Origin of the sequence: Acuticoccus sp. I52.16.1 (assembly GCF_022865125.1) — a bacterium.
GTDB lineage: Bacteria > Pseudomonadota > Alphaproteobacteria > Rhizobiales > Amorphaceae > Acuticoccus.
The window spans coordinates 3,809,632-3,827,746 of the sequence record NZ_CP094828.1 but is presented as its reverse complement, the minus strand read 5'-3'; the positions used below and the strand labels follow the sequence as shown (position 1 = coordinate 3,827,746).

The following is an 18,115-nucleotide window of genomic DNA, read 5'->3' as shown; positions in this document are numbered from 1 at the left end:
CCCCTTTTTCCGGCACCGCCGACATACCCGCCGACTGCCGTGCGGGCCGCCGCGGGGGGCTGGCCGGTGACGGGCCGGCCTGCGCCGCGGCGCATCGCCCTCGGCGCGGACCGAGCGTTGCGGCGCGCTTATTGCGCGGCGGCGATACCGTCGACGGTGAACCGGTCGGTCTCGCCGGCGAGGGTCGAGATGGAGACCGAGCCGCCGCCGCGCTCGGCGAGGATCCGGCGCGCGGTCTCGACCGCCTCCTCGCGCGTGGCGAAGACGTCGGACGAGCGCCCCTGGACCGCGTCGTTCACGACGAAACCCTCGAACACCTCGACCACGTCGATGCGCTGGTCCTTGGCGGCGAGCGCGCGCAAGGACGCCGCCGCGGTGCGCTTCACGTCGGGCGGGACGATCTCGCCGGCGATCATCGCGACGAAGGCGTCGAGCGGCATCGTCTGCGATTCGCGCGAGCCGAGGCGGCGGACGTTGACGGTCTTCTCCTGCGCCTCGCGCGCGCCGACGACGGCGATCACCGGCACCTTGGCGGCGGAGTGCTCGCGGACCTTGTAGTTGATCTTCTCGTTGCGCAGATCGGTCTCGGCGTGGATGCCGGCCGCCTCCAGCGCGCGGCGCACCTCGACGGCGTAGTCGTCCACCTCGGAGACGATGGTGGCGACCATCACCGGCATCGGCGACAGCCACATCGGCAGGTGCCCGGCGAAGTGCTCCACCAGGATGCCGAAGAAGCGCTCCAGCGAGCCGACCATCGCGCGGTGCAGCATCACCGGGGTGTGCTTCTCACCGTCGGCGCCGATGTAGAAGGCGCCGAGGCGGCCGGGCATGTTGAGGTCCACCTGCACCGTGCCGCACTGCCACTCGCGCCCGATGGCGTCGCGCAGCGTGTACTCGAGCTTGGGCCCGTAGAACGCCCCCTCGCCGACGTTGGTCGACCACGGCCGGCCGGTGGAGTTCAGAACGTCGATCAACGCCTTCTCGGCCTTGTCCCACACGGCGTCCTCGCCGACGCGCACCTCGGGGCGATCGGAGAACTTGATGATGACGTCCTCGAAGCCGAAGTCCTCGTAGATCGAGAGGATGAGGTCGTTCATCTTTAGGCACTCGGCCGCGATCTGCTCCTCGGTGCAGAAGACGTGCGCGTCGTCCTGGGTGAAGGCGCGCACGCGCATCAGCCCGTGCAGGGCGCCCGACGCCTCGTAGCGGTGCACTTTGCCGAACTCGGCCACCTTGTGCGGCAGCTCGCGATACGAGCGCAGGCCGTTCTTGAACACCTGGACGTGGCCGGGACAGTTCATCGGCTTGATCGCGTACGTCCGCTCGTCGGGCGTCTGCGTCATGTACATGTTGTCGGCGAACTTCTCGGCGTGACCGGAGGCCTGCCAGAGCGAGATGTCCATCAGCTCGGGCGTGTTGACCTCGTGGTAGCCGGCGGCCTCGTTGCGGCGGCGCACGTAGTTGATGAGCGACTGGAAGACCCGCCACCCCTTCTCGTGCCAGAAGACCGCGCCCGGCGCCTCCTCCTGGAAGTGGAAGAGGTTCATCTCGCGGCCGAGCCGGCGATGGTCGCGCTTTTCGGCCTCCTCCAGCATGTGGAGGTAGGCGTCGAGGCCCTTCTTGTCGGCCCAGGCGGTGCCGTAGATGCGGGTCAGCTGCTCGCGGTCGGAATCGCCGCGCCAGTAGGCGCCCGCGACGCGCATCAGCTTGAACGCGTCGCCGATGTGACCGGTCGAGGTCATGTGCGGACCACGGCACAGGTCGAACCACTCGCCCTGGTGGTAGAGCTTCACGTCCTGGTCCGCGGGGATGGCGTCGACCAGCTCGACCTTGAAGCCTTCGCCCATCCGGCGGAACATCTCGCGCACGTCGTTGCGGGCCTTCACCGTCTTGGTGAAGGGGGCGTTGCGCTTGATGATCTCGCGCATCTTCGCCTCGATCTTGGCCAGATCGTCGGTCGAGAAGGGCGTGTCGCGGTAGAAGTCGTAGTAGAAGCCGTCCTTGATGACGGGGCCGATGGTGACCTGGGTGCCCGGCCACAGCTCCTGGACGGCCTCGGCCATCACGTGCGCGGCGTCGTGGCGGATCAACTCCAGCGCCTCGTCGTCAGTCCGGGTGACGATCTTGACCTCGGCGTCATGGTCGATCGGGTCGGCGAGGTCGACGAGGGTGCCGTCGACGACCATCGCCACCGCCTTTTTCGACAGTGACTTGGAGATGGATGCGGCGATGTCGGCCCCGGACACGCCGGCGTCGTACTGGCGCGATGCGCCATCGGGAAACGTGACTGTAATCATAGCTCTCGCTCAATCTCTGCCCACGGATGCAGGTAAGCAGGGGACCTCTATCTGCCCCTCTCGGACACCGATTGCAATGTGGGATCGCCCCGGTCCCCGCCCGCCGCGCGCGGCGAAATCCGGCGCCGCGCGCCCCGTCGCGAGGCGGATCCGCGCGGCGACCGGGCGCCCCTCTCCCGCGGCGCGCCGGGCCGTGTGACGCCATTGCGTGGGGGCGAGGTTGCGCTTAACCCAAGGTCGTCGATCGGCGCCGCGTCGCCATCGCCCGACCACGGACCCGCGCCAGGACCCTCCGATGAGCCAGACGCAGAACAAGCGAGCCGTTCTCCGCCGCCTGGCCCGCCTCGAAGGGCAGGTGCGCGGGGTCACCCGCATGGTGGAAGACGAGCGCGACTGCGTGGACGTGCTGAAGCAGACCGCCGCGATCCGGTCCGCCCTCAAGGGGGTCGAGCGGCTGTTGATCGACGATCATGCCCGTCGCTGCGTCGACGATGCGGTCACCTCCGGGAGCGCCGATGCGCAGCGCGAGGCGCTGCTCCACCTCGTGGCGCTGATGGACAAGACGCGCGCCGGCTGAGGGCCGCCCTCGCCCTCGCCCTCGCCGTCGCCATCGGCACCTGCGCGCGACCCGGCCGGCGGTGCGGCGTTCGCGCCGGACTCGCCCATCCCCTTGACGCACCGCGGGACAGCGAGTGTGCTCGCCGCGCACAGGAGTGGTGACATGGACGGCGTGATCGTCGGCGGGCCGGTGGCCACGATGACCGAAGGCGGCGAGCGATACGGGCTGTTGCCGGACGGCGCGGTGGCGTTCGGCGACGGCGTGATCCAGTGGGTCGGCCCGGCCGCGGAGCTGCCGTCGGAATATTCCGGGCGACCGCTGACGGACGTCGCCGGCCGCCTCGTCACGCCCGCACTGATCGACTGCCACACCCATATCGTTTTCGGCGGCGACCGGGCCGGCGAATTCGAGATGCGCCTGGAAGGTGCCTCGTACGAGGCCGTCGCGCGTGCCGGGGGCGGCATCCTGTCGACCATGCGCGCGACGCGCGAGGCGGACGAGGACGCGCTCTTGGCGAGCGCCCTGCCTCGGGTCGACCATCTGATCGCCGAGGGGGTCGGCACGCTGGAGGTGAAGTCGGGCTACGGCCTGACGGTGGCGCACGAGGCGAAGATGCTGCGGGTCGCCCGGCGCATCGGCGAGGTGCGACCGGTGCGTGTGGTGACGAGCTGGCTCGCCGCCCACGCCGTGCCGCCGGAGATCGACCGCGCCGCCTATCTCGAGGACGTGGTGCTGGCCGGGCTAGCGGCCGCACACGCGGAGGGCCTGGTCGACGCGGTGGACGGCTTCTGCGAAGGCATCGCCTTCTCGGCCGACGAGATGTCCCGCGTGTTCGACCGTGCCGTGGCGCTCGGCCTGCCGGTGAAGCTCCACGCCGAGCAGCTGTCGCACTCGGGCGGCGCGGCGCTGGTGGCGCGCTATGGCGGCCTCTCGGCCGACCACCTCGAATTCCTGACCGACGCGGACGCCGCGGCGATGGGCGCCGCCGGCACCGTCGCGGTCGTGCTGCCGGGCGCCTACTATACCCTGCGCCAGGATGCGGCGCCCGACATCGCGGCGCTGCGCCGCCACCGGGTGCCGATCGCCGTGGCGACGGACTGCAACCCCGGCTCCTCGCCCCTCACCTCGCTGCTGCTCGCCATGAACATGGCCGCCACGCTCTTCCGCCTGACGCCGGAGGAGGCGCTCGCCGGCACCACGCGCCACGCCGCGGCCGCGCTGGGGCTGGGCGGCGACATCGGCACGCTGGAGAGCGGCAAGCGGGCCGACCTCGCGGTCTGGTCGGTGCGCCAGCCGGCCGAGCTGGTCTACCGGATCGGTTACAATCCCCTTGCCCAGCGGCTGATCGGCGGCGTGCCGAGCTGACCGCGATGCGCCCTCACACCCCTCATCCGCGCCCACCGGCGCCCCTCGCACCGGCACCGCGAGCCGCGCATGCCCGCCTCGCGAGCGCCGGCGCGGTGGCTCACCCGACGGCCGCCGCGCGGCGCCGCCCGCCCCGCGTCACTGGAGTTTCGACGATGACCGCAAGACACGCACGATGACGACACCGTTCACCCTGATCGAGGGCGAGGGACCGGTGCTGATCTCCGTCCCGCACGCATCTCCGAGCGTGCCGGAGGACGTCGCCGACCGGCTCGACGCGAACGGTGCGCTCCTGGCCGACGCCGACTGGCACATCGACACGATCGTCAAGGGTCTGTCGGGGCCGGCCAGCAAGGTCTTCGCCGGCTTCCACCGCTACGTGATCGACGCCAACCGCGACCCGTCCGGCGCCTCGCTCTACCCCGGCCAGGCGACCACCGAGCTGATCCCCACCACCGACTTCGACGGCAGGCCGATCTGGAAGCAGGGCGCAGAGCCGACCATCGCCGACATCGACGAGCGGCGCTTCTCCTATCATGCGCCCTACCACGAGGCGCTGGCGGGCGAGCTCTACCGGCTGAAGGAGGCGCACGGCATCGCGGTCCTGTTCGACGTCCACTCCATCCGCTCGGTCGTCCCGCGGCTGTTCGACGGGCGGCTGACCGACTTCAACGTCGGCACCGACTACACCAAGACCTGCGCCCCCGCCTTCGAGGAGCTGGCGACGCGGCTCTTCCGCCAGGCGAGCGACACCGTGCTCAACGGACGCTTCCGCGGCGGCTGGACGGTGCGCCACCACGGCCAGCCCGCGCTCGGCGTCCATGCGGTGCAGATCGAGATGGCGCAGGCGCTCTATATGGACGAGGCCCCGCCCTTCGGTCTCCACGCGGACGGGGGCGCCTTCGTCGGCGAGGTGTTGCAGCGGGTGGTGGACGGGCTCACGGAGTTGGCCGGGCGGCTGAAGCCGTAGCCCCTCCGCGCCGGCTCACATATAGCGGCGCAGGCGGCGGGCGAGTTCCTCGGGCGTGCGGCAGTTGGCGTGCGGCTGCCCGCGCGGGCGCTTGACCATGTAGACCAGCATCCGCCGTTCGCGCGCGGCGACGAGCTTGGCGGCCGTCGCATCGCCGCCGGAATTCTTCGTCACCATCGCATCGAACCGGAACTGGGCGAATAGGGCGCGTTCGTCCTCGACGGTGAACGGGCCGCGGTCGCGGATGACGGTGACGTCGCGGCGCCCGTCGAGGTCGGGAATCTCGATGGTGCGCACGACGAGGTCGAGGTCGCGGCGCATGAGGAAGGGCCGCAGGCTCCGCCCGCCCACGGTGAGAAACACCACCGAGCCGTTGTCGAGCTGATCGGCCGCCTCCTGCAGGGAGCGCACGTCCACCCAGCGATCGCCGGAGGAGCGGCGCCAGGGCCGGCGCTCCAGCCGCAGGTAGCGCACGCGCGCGCGCCGGGCCGCGCGCTTGGCGGTCGGGCTGATGGTCGCCGCGAACGGATGGGTCGCGTCGGCGACCACCTCGACGCCCTCGTTCTCGATGAAGCGCACCATCGCGTCCTCGCCGCCGAAGCCGCCGCGCCGTTCGTTGCCCGGATAGGGCTCGGCCGACGCGCTCGCCAGCGAGACGATGAAGCTCGCGCCGGCCGCGTCCAGCATTTCCGCCGTGCGGCGGGCTTCCTCGGTCCCGCCGAGCAGCAAAATTTTAGCCATGCGCCACGATATGCCCCGCGCGATCGACGATCATCACGTCCACGCCAACGGATGCCCCGGCGAGACGTTCCCTCGCGGCCTCGCCGGCGCGCCGCGCCACCTGGCCGGCGAGGTCGACCTGACGCCGGCGGGCGAGGTCGAGCGCGGCCATCGCGGTGGGAGCCGCGGCGACGGCGACGGCGTCGGCCTCGGTGCCACCGGCCTCGCGCATCCAGGCGGCGAGGCGTGCATGGTCCACCTGGCTGCGGGACGAGTGGAGGTCCATGGCACCGGCGGCGAGCTTGGTGAGCTTGCCGAAGCCGCCGGCGATGGTGAGCCGCGCGACGGGGTGCCGGGCGAGATATTTCAGGAGCCCGCCGGCGAAGTCGCCCATGTCGATCATCGCCATGTCCGGCAGGCCGAGCGCGGCCTGGGCCGCCCGCTCGGAGGTGGAGCCGGTGGCGGCGGCGATGTGCGCGAGGCCCGCGGCCCGCGCCACGTCCACGCCGCGGTGGATCGAGTGGATCCACGCCGCGCACGAATAGGGCGTGACGATGCCGGTGGTGCCGAGGACCGACAGGCCGCCGACGATGCCCAGCCGCGGGTTCCAGGTCTTGGCCGCCAGCGCCGCCCCGCCGGGGATCGAGAGCGTCACCTCCGCCGCCACGGGAACGCCGGCCGCCGCCGCCACCTCACCGAGCGCGGCGGTGATCATGGCCCGCGGCACGGGGTTGATGGCCGGCTCGCCGACCGCTAGCGGCAGCCCGGCGCGGGTGACGGTGCCGACCCCCTCACCGGCGCAAAACGTCACACCTTCGTGAGTGGTGCGGACGGTCGCGAGGATGGTCGCGCCATGGGTGATGTCCGGGTCGTCGCCGGCGTCCTTGACGACGCCGGCCGTGGCGCGACCGTCGCGGTACCACTCCTGCGCGAGTGCGAAGGCGGCGGAACCGCCCCGCGGCAGCGCGATCGTGACCGGATCGAGGAAGGATCCCGCCAGGATCCGGGCGTATGCGGACTTGGCGGCAGCGGTTGCGCAGGCTCCTGTGGTCCACCCCGAACGCAGGGGTCGATTCGCGTCAACGTTGCGTTCGACCTCGGTCATCTAACCCCTCGGTTGCGTTGACCGACCTGCTCGGGAGGGTCACGGTGGTATGAAGGTCGCATAGACGGCTAACGGCACGCCCCAAGGGGTATCCATCAGTCCATAGCATTCATGGAGTCTGGGATGCTGCGCGCGATCGTTTCTACCTTCCTTCTTAGCCTAGCCTGGACGTCGGTTGCACGGTCCCAGGATTTCCCCCCGGTTGTCGACGTCGAGCTGGTGCTGGCGGTCGATGTCTCGTGGTCGATGGACATCGACGAACAGAGGCTGCAGCGCGAGGGATACGTCAACGCCATCCGCGATCCGGAGGTCATCAGGGCCATCCGTCGCGGCGACTGGGGCCGCATCGCGGTCACCTACGTGGAGTGGGCCGGGGTCGGCCTGCAGCGCACCGTCGTCCCCTGGTCGATCATCGAGAGCCAGCGCGACGCGGACCTCTTCGCCAAGGCGCTGGGCGAGGCCTCCATCGGCCGCATGCGCCGCACCTCCATCTCGAGCGCTCTCCTGATGAGCGCCGCCCTGTTCGACAATGGGATCGACGGTTTCCGCAAGGTCATCGACGTGTCCGGCGACGGGCCCAACAACATGGGCCCGATGGTGACGGAGGCGCGCGACCGCGTCATCCGCCAGGGCATCACCATCAACGGTCTGCCGATCATGGTGAAGCAGCGCATCCGCGGCGATTTCTTCCAGATCGAGAACCTGGACGAATATTATCGCGGCTGCGTCATCGGCGGGATGGGCTCCTTCATGATCACGATCGAGAGCCGGGAGCAGTTCGGCCAGGCGATCCGGCGCAAATTGATTCTGGAGATTGCCGGCGCCCAGCCCACCGTGCAGAAAGCGCAGATCGAGGTGCCGCAGTCGGTGGCTGTGGACTGCATGGTGGGTGAGAAACAATGGAGACGCTGGCGCCGCTTCGACCAGTGGTAGGCTCGTGAGGTTCGTCGTCGCCGCCCCGCACTCGGGGTCGGGAAAGACGGTGATCACGACGGGCCTCATCGCCGCGCTCGCCGCCCGCGGACGCAGCGTCCACCCGGCCAAGGTCGGACCGGATTATATCGACACCGCCTTCCTCGCCGCCGCGGCCGGGCGCCCCGCCCTCAACCTCGACCTGTGGGCGATGCGTCCGGCGCTGGTGGCGGCCCTCGCCGACCACGACGACCTTGTGGTGGAGGGCGTGATGGGCCTGTTCGACGGCCCCTCCTCCGGCGTCGGCTCCACGGCCGACATCGCCCGCCTTCTCGCCCTGCCGGTCGTCCTGGTGGTCGACGCGTCGCGCCAGAGCCAGTCCGTCGCCGCGCTGGTGCACGGCTTTGCGACGTTCGACAGGACGATCACCATCGCCGGCGTCATCCTGACCAGGGTGGGGAGCGTGAAACACGCGCGCATGCTGCGCGAGGCCCTGGCGGTGACGGAGCTCGCCTGCCTCGGCACCGTCCCACGCGACGAGCGGCTCGCCTTTCCATCGCGCCACCTCGGTCTCTATCAGGCCGGCGAATATGCCGACATCACCGAGCGGATCGACGCGATCGGCCGCATCATCTCCGGCGTGGTCGACCTGCCGGCGATCGAGGCGCTGGACGGGCCGCGGCGCACGGCGCCGGCGTTGCCCGACGCGCTGCCGCCGCCCGGCCAGCGGATCGCCGTCGCCTCCGACCAGGCCTTCTCCTTCGCCTACGCCCACATCCTCGATGGATGGCGCCGCGCGGGCGCCAGCCTGCACCCCTTCTCGCCGCTGGGGGACGAGGCACCCGACCCCGCCGCCGACGCCGTCGTCCTCCCCGGCGGCTATCCGGAGCTGTACGCCGGACGCCTCGCCGCCGGTACGCGCTGGAAGGCCGGCCTCGCCGCCGCGGCCGCGCGCGGAGCGCTGGTGGTGGGCGAATGCGGCGGCTACATGGCCCTCGGCGAGACGCTGGTCGACGCCGACGGCGCGCCGCACGCGATGGCCGGCCTGCTGCCGATCGCGACCAGCTTCGCAACTCGCGCCCGCACGCTCGGCTATCGCGAGCTGACGCACGACGGCGGCCTCCTCCCCCGGCGCCTGCGCGGCCACGAGTTCCACTACGCCACCATCGCCCGCGAGGGCCCGCCGCTGTTCGAGGCGCGCGACGCGGACGGGCGCGCCCTCGGCCCCATCGGCACCCGCGTCGGCACCGTGTGCGGCTCCTTCGCCCACGTGATCGACACCGTCTGACCGAGCGCGAGAGCGCTCGCTACGTCCTCGGCCGCCCGTCCAGCGACCGGCGGCGGACGCAGGCACGACACGGCGACGATCTCCGCGGCCCGTCGGTCGTCTTCCCGATCCCGGCGGACGGAACCCTCGACGCGGCCGAGGCGTGAATGGAGGCGGCGGGCGACGGAGCGGGCGCGATGCGATCGCCCGCCGTCGCCGCCCGCCCAGCCTTGACGCGGGCGCCGCGGCCGACAAGAAGCTCACCGAACTCGCCGAGAGCCACCTCGACGTCCGGGCCGAGGCGCTCACGGCCCAAATGCGGGATGACGACATGGCGAACGTGGCCGTTCTGGGCGCGCCGACCGAGGCGGGCACCTATCGCCGGGGCTGCATCATGGGGCCGGCCGCCTTGCGCACCGCCGGGCTCATCGAGTCGCTTCGCGCCCTCGGCCACACCATCGCCGACGATCGCGACCTCACCCCCGATCCGGTGGCGATCGCCGACGCCGCCTACGCCCCGGCGCGCGGTGTCGGCCGGACCGCCGGCTGGGTCCGCGCCGTGCGGCGCGCGTTCGGCGAGGCTCTGCGCGACGGCACCGTGCCGATCCTCCTGGGCGGCGACCACTCGATCGCCGCCGGCTCGCTCGCGGCGATCATGGATGTCCGGCCTGAAACCCACGTCGTCTGGCTGGACGCGCACCCCGATTTCAACACTCTCACCACCACCACCAGCGGCAATCTGCACGGCATCCCCGTCGCCATCGCTTCGGGTCTGGAGGGAGCGGACCTCATCTACGGCGCGCCGATCACCCCGCTCGATCCGCACGCCATCACGATGATCGGCATCCGCTCCGTCGACCCGGACGAGCGGGCGCTGCTGACGCGCCACGGCATCACCGTGCACGACATGCGCGATGTCGACGAGTTCGGCATGGGCGAGCTGATCCGCCGCACGATCCGCCGGGCGGGCGAAGCAGGCGCGCCGCTGCACGTCTCGCTCGACGTCGATTTCCTGGATCCGGACGTCGCGCCCGCGGTGGGCACGACCGTGCCGGGCGGCGCGACGGTGCGCGAGGCCCACCTGGCGATGGAGCTGCTGCACGAGAGCGGCCGCGTCGCCTCGCTCGACATCGTCGAGCTGAACCCTTTTCTCGACGAGCGCGGGCGCACCGCCACGCTGATGGTGGACCTCGCCGCCAGCCTCTTCGGGCGCACGATCATGGACCGCCCGACCAAGGCCTGGTAGGCGCCCACCGCGAACGGCCGGACGCCGGCCCGCGAGGGGCGCGCCGGCCGGCGAGCGAAACGAGAACGCAGGGACGGAAGGGATCACGCCGCGCGCCCGCGCCACGGCGGAGCAGAGGGATTCGCCCCGCGCGCATGCGCTGGGGTCGGCGGTGCTGGTGTCTGACGTCGGAGGCGGGCCGGGCGCGGGCTGGGGAGACTCTCACGCGGCGGCGGGTCGGATGGGGGGACGCCGGCGCAGCTCGGCCCGTCGGCGTGGGTTGTTGCCTGGAGGCGGCGGGGGCCGCCGCATTCGTCGGCGGTCTCAGACCGCCTTCAACTGTTCGGCCGAGGTCCGGCCACGCTTGGGATCTTTATAGAGTTCGTACGTTACGCGCTGACCTTCACTCAGCGAGGTCATCCCGGCACGTTCGACGGCCGAAATGTGAACGAATACGTCGGCTCCGCCCTCATCCGGCTGAATAAAACCATACCCCTTGGTTCCGTTGAACCACTTGACCGTACCTGTCGCCATTCAATGGCCTCCTATCTCCCGGTCCCCTTTCGCGTCCGGCCCCGCACCAGACGTCGACTGCCTGCACGCGCGACCCCACAAGTAGAACAAGCACGCTGTGCGCGCTGTTCCGCTCACCCAATCCAACAGAGGTTGAGGTTGCGCCTACATTCGTCTGCTGGAGCAATCGTCGTGCCACAGCGTATCGTCCGAGCCGCGAAGACTGCGGCAAATCGATCAGGTCCGGTCCACCCGCCGTTGCGAGGGTCAAAACGGCCCGCAAAATTTCGTGACGCCGCACCGGTCGCAACCAGCGCCGCATACGGCGTTAACGAATGCACATCACTGCCCCGTTGCCAAGACGTTTCGCTAAAAAAGCGCGCCAAATGGTTCGGTTTTGGCAATAGACCTTGGACCTATTGCAAAGCCGCGCGCGAAACGTGTCGTCGCGCGCGCTTGCCAGTCGTAGACGTGGCATGGCACGCATATCGGCAACGTCAATCGAGGAGACATCATGGATCTGGGCATCAAGGGCCGTCGGGCAATCGTGTGCGCATCGTCGAAGGGATTGGGCCGCGGCACGGCCGAGGCGCTCGCGGCCGCCGGCGTCCATCTGACGCTGAACGCACGCACCAAGGACACGCTGGACGCCACCGCCGCCAAGATCGCCGACACTTACGGCGTCGAGGTGAAGGCCATCGCGTGCGACATCACCACCGACGAGGGTCGCGCCGCGGTGCTGGAGGCCGAGCCGCAGCCCGACATCCTGATCAACAACGCCGGTGGCCCGCCCCCCGGTGTGTGGTCCGAATGGGGCCGCAAGGAGTGGCAGGCCGCCTTCGAGGCGAACATGCTGACGCCGATCCTCCTCACCACGCAGGTGCTGCCGGGAATGATCGAGCGTGGCTGGGGACGCGTGGTGTCGATCACGTCGGGCTCGGTGAAGGCCCCCATCCCGCAGATCGGCCTCTCCAACGGCGCCCGCGCCGGCCTCACCGGCTTCATCGGCGGCACCGCGCGGCAGGTCGCCAAGCACGGCGTCATCATGAATAATATCCTGCCCGGCCAGCATGACACCGACCGCATCGTCTCGCTGATGAGCGCGCGTTCCAAGAACGAGGGCATCACCGTCGACGAGGCGCGGGCGAGCGCGCAGAAGGCGATCCCGCGCGGCCGCTTCGGCACACCGGAGGAATTCGGCAGCGTCGCCGCCTTCCTGTGTTCGGAGCATGTCGGCTTCATGGTCGGCCAGAACGTGCTGCTGGACGGCGGCTCCTTCAACTCGACTATGGGCTGACACGTCCCGGCGGGCCGGCCTTCGCGGGCGGCCCGCCGCTTCGGTCGGCCGCGCGGCCTAGCCGGCCCGTGCGGCCGCCCGCACCAGGCGATCGAGCGACTGAAGAAAGCGGGATCGGTCCTTCGCGGAGAAGGACTTGCCGCCGCCGCCCGCCTCCAGCGGGTTCGCCGCCCGCCAATCCGCCATCAGGTCGCGCGTGGCCAGCACGTTGCCGATCGAGGCGGTCGTGAACGCCTCGCCATCGGGCCGCAGCGCCGCCGCGCCCCCCTCCAGGACGCGGGCCGCCAGGGGCACGTCCGACGTCACGCACACGTCCCCCGGACCGGCGCGATCGGCGATCCACTTGTCCGCCTCGTCGGGCCCCGCGGGGACCACGACCATCTGCACGAACGCCTCCCGCCGCGGACGCAGCCCCCCGTTCGAGACCATCACAACCTCAAAGCGGTAGCGATCCGCGACACGGATGGTTTCATCCTTGACCGGACATGCGTCCGCATCAATGAATATTGTCCTCATCTCTAACCCCAGCCGACCGGCGGCGATTGCCAAGGCGACACGCCATGCAGATGACCACACACGACCAGACTCCGAAGTCGAAGTCCAAGCCCCTGACCAAGCGTCTGAAGGGCGCGATCAACTGGCCCGGCAAGGCCGCGGTGCGCAAGCTCGAGACCGTCATGGGCCACGCTTCTCTGATCGGCGATACCCCCGTCTTCGACAACAGCGCCTTCCCGTGGGTCGCGCGGCTCGAGGCGAACGCATCCGTGATCCGCGAAGAACTCGAGGCGGTGCTCGGCCTGCAGCAGTGCCTGCCGACGATGCAGCAGATCTCCAAGACGCAGCGCAAGCTCATCCAGACGGACGGGTGGAAGACCTACTTCTTCACCGCGTTCGGCGAGCGGGCGACGCGCAACTGCGAGCGCTGCCCCCGTACGGCCGCGCTGATCGATACGATCCCGGACCTTGAGGAGGCCTTCTTCTCGATCCTGGCGCCGGGCTCGCATATCCGCGCCCACCGCGGCGTCTATAAGGGCCTCGTGCGCGCGCACCTGGGGCTGATCGTGCCCGAGCCGTCGGCCGAGTGCCGCATGGCGGTGGGCGACGAGACGATCCATTGGCGCGAAGGCCGGTGCGTGGTGTTCGACGACACCTACCAGCACGAGGTCTGGAACGACACCGACGGCGTGCGCGTGGTGCTGCTGATCGACGTGCACCGCCCGCTGCCCCGGCGGCTCGATCGTCTCAACAAGACCTTGCTGCGGATCGCGCGGATGATGCCGTTCGTCCGCGACCCCGTCCGGCAACACCGCGCGTGGGAAAAGGACTTCTACGCCAACGCTTGAGGTTTTCGGGCGCCAGCAACGCCGGCGCCGGCCTCCTCCGCCCGACGCTTCGCGCATTCGCCATGTTCGGTCACCGCCCGGAGCCGGTGCGGGGCGACGGCGGTCCGGCCGGCGCGACCGCCCTCCGCGCGCGCCGTCCAGAGCTGCGCGCGGCGGGCACGAGGCGCTACCGCTCGCCGCCAAGTTCGGTTACACCGCGCGCATGAGCCTCGTATCCGACCCCGTTTCCAACGATTTCCTGACGCGTGCCAGGGATGCCGCCGACGCCATCCGTCCGCTGCTCGCGCCGACGCCCATTTTGCGCAACGCGCACCTGTCGGAGCGTTACGGGGCCGACATTTACCTCAAGCGCGAGGACCTGACGCCGGTTCGCTCCTACAAGCTGCGCGGCGCCGCCAACTTCTTCCGCAAGACGCTCGCCACCCACCCGCAGGCGCGGACCTTCGTGTGCGCCTCGGCCGGCAACCACGCGCAGGGCTTCGCGTACGTGTGCGCCCACCACGGCGTCACCGGCACTGTCTTCATGCCGACGACGACGCCCAAGCAGAAGATCTACAAGACCGAGACCTTCGGCGGTGACGCCATCACGGTCCGCCTCATCGGCGACACCTTCGACCAGTCCTACAAAGCCGCACGTGAGTTCGCCGAGGCCGAGGGGGCCGTCTTCGTCCCCCCGTTCGACCATGCCGACATCATCGAGGGACAGGCGAGCGTGGGCCTCGAGATCCTCGACGCTCTGGAGCGCGCGCCGGACCTGCTGATCGTCCCGGTCGGCGGCGGCGGGCTGGCGGCCGGCATGGTCCAGGTGTTCGAAGCGCTGTCGCCCCGGACCGAGATCGTCTTCGTCGAGCCTGCCGGCGCGCCGTCCCTCCATCGCAGCCTCATCGAGGGGCATCGCGTCACGCTCGACAAGGTCAACAGCTTCGTCGACGGTGCGGCGGTGGCGCAGATCGGCTACGCCAACTTCGCGGTGCTGGGCACACGGCACCCGGCGCAGGTGACCCTGGTGCCGGAGGACCGGCTCTGCGAGACCATCCTCGAGATGCTGAACATCGAGGGTGTCGTGCTGGAACCGGCCGGCGCCATGCAGATCGACGCGCTGCGCTCGCTGCCGCCCGAGCGGCTGAAGGGGCGCACGGTGGTGTGCATCACGTCCGGCGGCAACTTCGACTTCGAGCGTCTGCCCGAGGTGAAGGAGCGGGCGATGCGCGCAGCGGGCACCAAGAAGTACTTCATCCTGCGCCTGCCGCAGCGCCCCGGCGCCCTGCGCGAGTTCCTCGACCTCCTCGGTCCGGACGACGACGTGGCGCGGTTCGAGTACCTCAAGAAGTCGGCCCGCAACTTCGGCTCGATCCTGCTGGGCATCGAGACCCCGTCGCGCGCCAACTTCGAGGTGCTGACGGCGCGGCTCGACGCGGCCGGCTTCGTCTATCGCGACATCACCGACGACGAGGTCGTGGCAGGCGTCCTGATCTGATGTTGGCGTTGACGATGGGCGAGCCCGCCGGAGTGGGCGGGGAGATCACGCTGGGGGCCTGGAAGGCGTTGTGCCGCAGCGGCCCGGCCTTCCTCCTGATCGACGATCCGGAGCGCGTCCGCGCCCTCGCCGCCCGCCACGCGCCCGACGTCGCGGTCGAGGCGGTCGCCGGGCCCGCCGCGGCGGCGGACGTCTTCCCCCACGCCCTCCCCGTCCTGCCGCTCGGGCGGCGCGTGCACGCCCAACCCGGCGTCGCCGACCCCGCCAACGCCGACGCGGTGCTGGAGGCGATCCGCACGGCCGTGCGCCTGGCCGAGGCCGGCGCGGTCGGCGGCATCGTCACCAACCCGATCCACAAGGCGGTACTGCTGCAGGCCGGTTTCGCCCACCCCGGCCACACCGAGTTCCTGGCCGAGCTTTCCGGCGCGCAACGCACCGTGATGCTGCTGGCCGGCCCCGGCATCCGCGTGGTGCCGGTGACGATCCACATCCCCCTCGCCGAAGTGCCGGCGGCGCTGACGGCGGCGGCGCTGGAGGAGACCGCCCGCATCGTCGACCACGACATGCGGGCGATGTTCGGCCTCGCGCAGCCGCGCCTGGTGGTGGCGGGCCTCAACCCGCACGCCGGCGAGGACGGCGAGATCGGCCGCGAGGAGGTGGACACCATCGCCCCCGCCGTCGCCCGCCTCGCCGCGGAGGGCCTCGATATCGACGGACCGCGCAGCGCCGACACGATGTTCCACGAGAGCGCGCGGGCGAAGTACGATGTCGCACTGTGCATGTACCATGACCAGGCGCTGATCCCGATCAAGACGCTCGCCTTCGACGACGGCGTCAACGTCACCCTGGGGCTGCCGTTCGTGCGCACGTCGCCCGACCACGGCACCGCCTTCAATATTGCGGGCCAGGGCGTCGCGCGTCCAAATAGCCTCCTCGCGGCGATCCGACTGGCCGCCGAGCTTGCCTGCAATCGGAGAGCGTCGTGACCGTCCCCCCTGCCCCCGCTGTGCCCCGCCTCGGCGTCAACATCGACCATATCGCCACCCTGCGGAACGCGCGCGGCGGCAAGCACCCGGACCCGGTCCACGGCGCCCTGCTGGCCGCAGAGGCGGGGGCGGACGGGATTACGGCGCACCTGCGCGAGGATCGCCGCCACATTCGCGACGAGGACGTCCGCCGGCTGATGGCCGAGAGCCCGCTGCCGCTCAACTTCGAGATGGCGGTGACCGAGGAGATGTTGGCGATCGCCACCGCGCTGCGTCCGCACGCGGCCTGCCTGGTGCCGGAGAAACGCCAGGAGGTCACCACCGAGGGCGGCCTCGAGGTCGCCGACGCGACCGTGGACATGGCCGGCTTCGTCGCCAGGCTCGGCGAGGCGGGGATCCGCGTCTCCCTCTTCATCGATCCGGACCCGGTGCAGGTCGAGGCGGCCAAGCGCGTCGGCGCCCCGGTGATCGAGCTGCACACCGGCGCCTATTGCGACGCGCCCGACGCGCAGCGCCCGGCGCAACTCGCCCGCATCGTGGAAGCGGCGGCCCTCGCGGCCGAACTCGGCATCGAGTGCCACGCCGGCCACGGGCTCGACTACGCCACCGCCGGCCCCGTCGCCGCGATCCCCAACATGGCCGAGCTGAATATCGGCCATTTCCTGATCGGCGCGGCGGTGTTCACGGGGATCATTCCGGCGATCCAGGAGATGAAGCGCGTCATCGCCGCCGCCCGCGCCGGCTGAGGCGCGCAGCGGGGACTGTCACAGAACTTTCGCAGGACCGTCCGCGGACCGACACGAAGGCGACGGTAGAGACGGGCCACCATTGTGGAGGTCCTTCATGAACCGTCTCCTTCTCGGCGCCGCCCTCGCGCTGCTCCCCGTCATCCTACCCGCCGCGGTCGCCGAGGCGGACGAGCCGCTGACCTACGGCGTGCGCCCGTTCTACCTCATCGACAAGCTCCCCGACGGCGAGCTGAAAGAGAAGCTCCTGTCCTGCACCGGGCAGACGCCCGCCCGCACGACCTTCTCGATCGGCCACCGCGGCGCCCCGCTGCAGTTCCCCGAGCACACCGTGCAGTCCAACCTCGCCGCCGCGCGGTCGGGCGCCGGTATCCTGGAATGCGACGTCGCCTTCACGGCCGACAAGGAGCTGGTCTGCCGCCACGCGCAGAACGACCTGCACACCACCACCAACATGCTCGTGAGCGACCTCGCCGCGAAGTGCACCACGCCGTTCACCCCGGCCGCCGGTGACACGCCCGCCGCCGCCGAATGCCGCACGTCGGACATCACGCTCGCCGAGTTCCAGACGCTGACGCCCAAAATGGACGCCGCCGACAAGACCGCGACGAGCGCCGAGGCCTACCAGGGCGGCGTCCCGTCCTGGCGCACCACGCTCTACGCCGACGGCGCCGAGCTGATGACGCACAAGCAGTCGATCGACCTCTTCAAGTCGCTGGGCGCGAAGTTCACCCCCGAGCTGAAGGACCCGGCCGTCGAAATGCCGTTCGACGGCTTCTCCATGGACGACTACGCGCAGAAGCTGATCGCCGAGTACGAAGACGCCGGCATCCCGGCGGCGGACGTCTTCCCGCAGTCCTTCAACCTCGACGTCATCAAGTACTGGGTCGCCAACGCGGGCGACTACGGGCAGCAGGCGGTCTACCTCGTGGAGCCGGCGGACGACTGGTCGGCCGACGACGAGTCCACCTGGACCCACACCCCGGCCGAGATCGCCGAATTGGGCGTGAACTACCTCGCCCCGTCGATCAACATGCTGGTCTCGCTGGACGACGACGGCGAGATCGTCGCCTCGGCCTACGCCGAGGCGGCCAAGGATGCGGGCCTGACCCTCATCACCTGGTCGCTGGAGCGCTCCGGCCCGCTCGCCAACGGCGGCGGCTGGTACTACAACTCCGTCACCGACGCGATCGACAGCGACAGCGACTACTACGCCGTGCTCGACGTGCTGGCGCAGGACGTCGGCGTCGTCGGCGTGTTCTCCGACTGGCCGGCGACCGTCACCTACTACGCCAACTGCTTCGACCTCTGAGCCGCGCCGGGGCTCGCACCT

Annotated in this window: 17 protein-coding genes; 12 read left to right on the top strand and 5 right to left on the bottom strand. The window is 70.5% G+C overall.

Features of this window, described 5'->3' with window-relative positions; translation table 11 throughout:
• Positions 1 to 128 precede the first annotated feature (128 nt).
• On the bottom strand, positions 129 to 2,297 hold the full coding sequence (thrS, locus tag MRB58_RS17190) for a threonine--tRNA ligase (protein ID WP_244778329.1): 2,169 nt from the start codon (positions 2,295 to 2,297) through the stop codon (positions 129 to 131).
• Between the two features lie 295 nt (positions 2,298 to 2,592).
• Between thrS and MRB58_RS17185 the strand changes: the two genes are divergently transcribed.
• The 3 genes from MRB58_RS17185 to hutG all read left to right on the top strand — a co-directional run bounded on the left by MRB58_RS17185 (position 2,593) and on the right by hutG (position 5,191).
• The gene (locus MRB58_RS17185) at positions 2,593 to 2,874 is read left to right on the top strand and encodes a metal-sensitive transcriptional regulator (RefSeq protein WP_244778328.1); all 282 of its coding nucleotides are present in this window, start codon (positions 2,593 to 2,595) and stop codon (positions 2,872 to 2,874) included.
• A gap of 144 nt (positions 2,875 to 3,018) precedes the next feature.
• A complete protein-coding gene (gene hutI / locus MRB58_RS17180) occupies positions 3,019 to 4,221 on the top strand; it encodes an imidazolonepropionase (protein WP_244778327.1) in 1,203 nt (400 codons plus the stop codon).
• Between the two features lie 175 nt (positions 4,222 to 4,396).
• On the top strand, positions 4,397 to 5,191 hold the full coding sequence (hutG, locus tag MRB58_RS17175; RefSeq protein ID WP_244778326.1) for an N-formylglutamate deformylase: 795 nt from the start codon (positions 4,397 to 4,399) through the stop codon (positions 5,189 to 5,191).
• 15 nt (positions 5,192 to 5,206) lie between these two features.
• Here hutG and cobK read toward each other — a convergent pair whose 3' ends face one another.
• Together cobK and MRB58_RS17165 are read right to left on the bottom strand one after the other, a co-directional pair.
• Positions 5,207 to 5,932, bottom strand: a complete 726-nt coding sequence (gene cobK / locus MRB58_RS17170) for a precorrin-6A reductase (RefSeq protein WP_244778325.1) — start codon at positions 5,930 to 5,932, stop codon at positions 5,207 to 5,209.
• The gene (locus MRB58_RS17165) at positions 5,925 to 7,016 is read right to left on the bottom strand and encodes a cobalt-precorrin-5B (C(1))-methyltransferase (protein ID WP_244778324.1); all 1,092 of its coding nucleotides are present in this window, start codon (positions 7,014 to 7,016) and stop codon (positions 5,925 to 5,927) included. Before MRB58_RS17165 ends, cobK begins: the two co-directional genes overlap by 8 nt.
• Positions 7,017 to 7,139: 123 nt before the next feature.
• Here MRB58_RS17165 and MRB58_RS17160 point away from each other — a divergent pair, with 123 nt between their 5' ends.
• The 3 genes from MRB58_RS17160 (at position 7,140) to rocF (ending at position 10,441) form a co-directional block, all read left to right on the top strand.
• Positions 7,140 to 7,949, top strand: a complete 810-nt coding sequence (locus tag MRB58_RS17160) for a DUF1194 domain-containing protein (protein WP_244778323.1) — start codon at positions 7,140 to 7,142, stop codon at positions 7,947 to 7,949.
• A complete protein-coding gene (locus MRB58_RS17155) occupies positions 7,906 to 9,216 on the top strand; it encodes a cobyrinate a,c-diamide synthase (RefSeq protein WP_256461681.1) in 1,311 nt (436 codons plus the stop codon). The genes MRB58_RS17160 and MRB58_RS17155 overlap by 44 nt, the downstream gene beginning before the upstream one ends.
• A 310-nt stretch (positions 9,217 to 9,526) precedes the next feature.
• A complete protein-coding gene (rocF, locus tag MRB58_RS17150) occupies positions 9,527 to 10,441 on the top strand; it encodes an arginase (protein WP_244778321.1) in 915 nt (304 codons plus the stop codon).
• Between the two features lie 303 nt (positions 10,442 to 10,744).
• Here rocF and MRB58_RS17145 read toward each other — a convergent pair whose 3' ends face one another.
• The gene (locus MRB58_RS17145) at positions 10,745 to 10,954 is read right to left on the bottom strand and encodes a cold-shock protein (RefSeq protein ID WP_244778320.1); all 210 of its coding nucleotides are present in this window, start codon (positions 10,952 to 10,954) and stop codon (positions 10,745 to 10,747) included.
• A 493-nt stretch (positions 10,955 to 11,447) separates the two neighbouring features.
• On the opposite strand from MRB58_RS17145, the gene MRB58_RS17140 reads away from it, so the two are divergent.
• Positions 11,448 to 12,230, top strand: a complete 783-nt coding sequence (locus MRB58_RS17140) for an SDR family oxidoreductase (protein WP_244778319.1) — start codon at positions 11,448 to 11,450, stop codon at positions 12,228 to 12,230.
• A 57-nt stretch (positions 12,231 to 12,287) separates the two neighbouring features.
• Here MRB58_RS17140 and MRB58_RS17135 read toward each other — a convergent pair whose 3' ends face one another.
• Positions 12,288 to 12,746 (bottom strand): YaiI/YqxD family protein, encoded by a 459-nt coding sequence (locus MRB58_RS17135; protein WP_244782026.1) that lies wholly within the window; start codon positions 12,744 to 12,746, stop codon positions 12,288 to 12,290.
• A 44-nt stretch (positions 12,747 to 12,790) separates the two neighbouring features.
• Between MRB58_RS17135 and MRB58_RS17130 the strand changes: the two genes are divergently transcribed.
• The 5 genes from MRB58_RS17130 to MRB58_RS17110 all read left to right on the top strand — a co-directional run bounded on the left by MRB58_RS17130 (position 12,791) and on the right by MRB58_RS17110 (position 18,094).
• A complete protein-coding gene (locus MRB58_RS17130; RefSeq protein ID WP_244778318.1) occupies positions 12,791 to 13,573 on the top strand; it encodes an aspartyl/asparaginyl beta-hydroxylase domain-containing protein in 783 nt (260 codons plus the stop codon).
• 238 nt (positions 13,574 to 13,811) lie between these two features.
• The gene (gene ilvA, locus MRB58_RS17125; RefSeq protein ID WP_371747300.1) at positions 13,812 to 15,050 is read left to right on the top strand and encodes a threonine ammonia-lyase IlvA; all 1,239 of its coding nucleotides are present in this window, start codon (positions 13,812 to 13,814) and stop codon (positions 15,048 to 15,050) included.
• Positions 15,050 to 16,036 carry a 4-hydroxythreonine-4-phosphate dehydrogenase PdxA gene (pdxA, locus tag MRB58_RS17120; protein ID WP_244778316.1) on the top strand — a complete coding sequence of 329 codons (987 nt, stop codon included), beginning with the start codon at positions 15,050 to 15,052 and terminating at the stop codon, positions 16,034 to 16,036. Before ilvA ends, pdxA begins: the two co-directional genes overlap by 1 nt.
• On the top strand, positions 16,033 to 16,782 hold the full coding sequence (locus MRB58_RS17115; protein ID WP_244778315.1) for a pyridoxine 5'-phosphate synthase: 750 nt from the start codon (positions 16,033 to 16,035) through the stop codon (positions 16,780 to 16,782). Before pdxA ends, MRB58_RS17115 begins: the two co-directional genes overlap by 4 nt.
• A 97-nt stretch (positions 16,783 to 16,879) precedes the next feature.
• The gene (locus MRB58_RS17110) at positions 16,880 to 18,094 is read left to right on the top strand and encodes a glycerophosphodiester phosphodiesterase family protein (protein WP_244778314.1); all 1,215 of its coding nucleotides are present in this window, start codon (positions 16,880 to 16,882) and stop codon (positions 18,092 to 18,094) included.
• Positions 18,095 to 18,115: the final 21 nt, after the last annotated feature.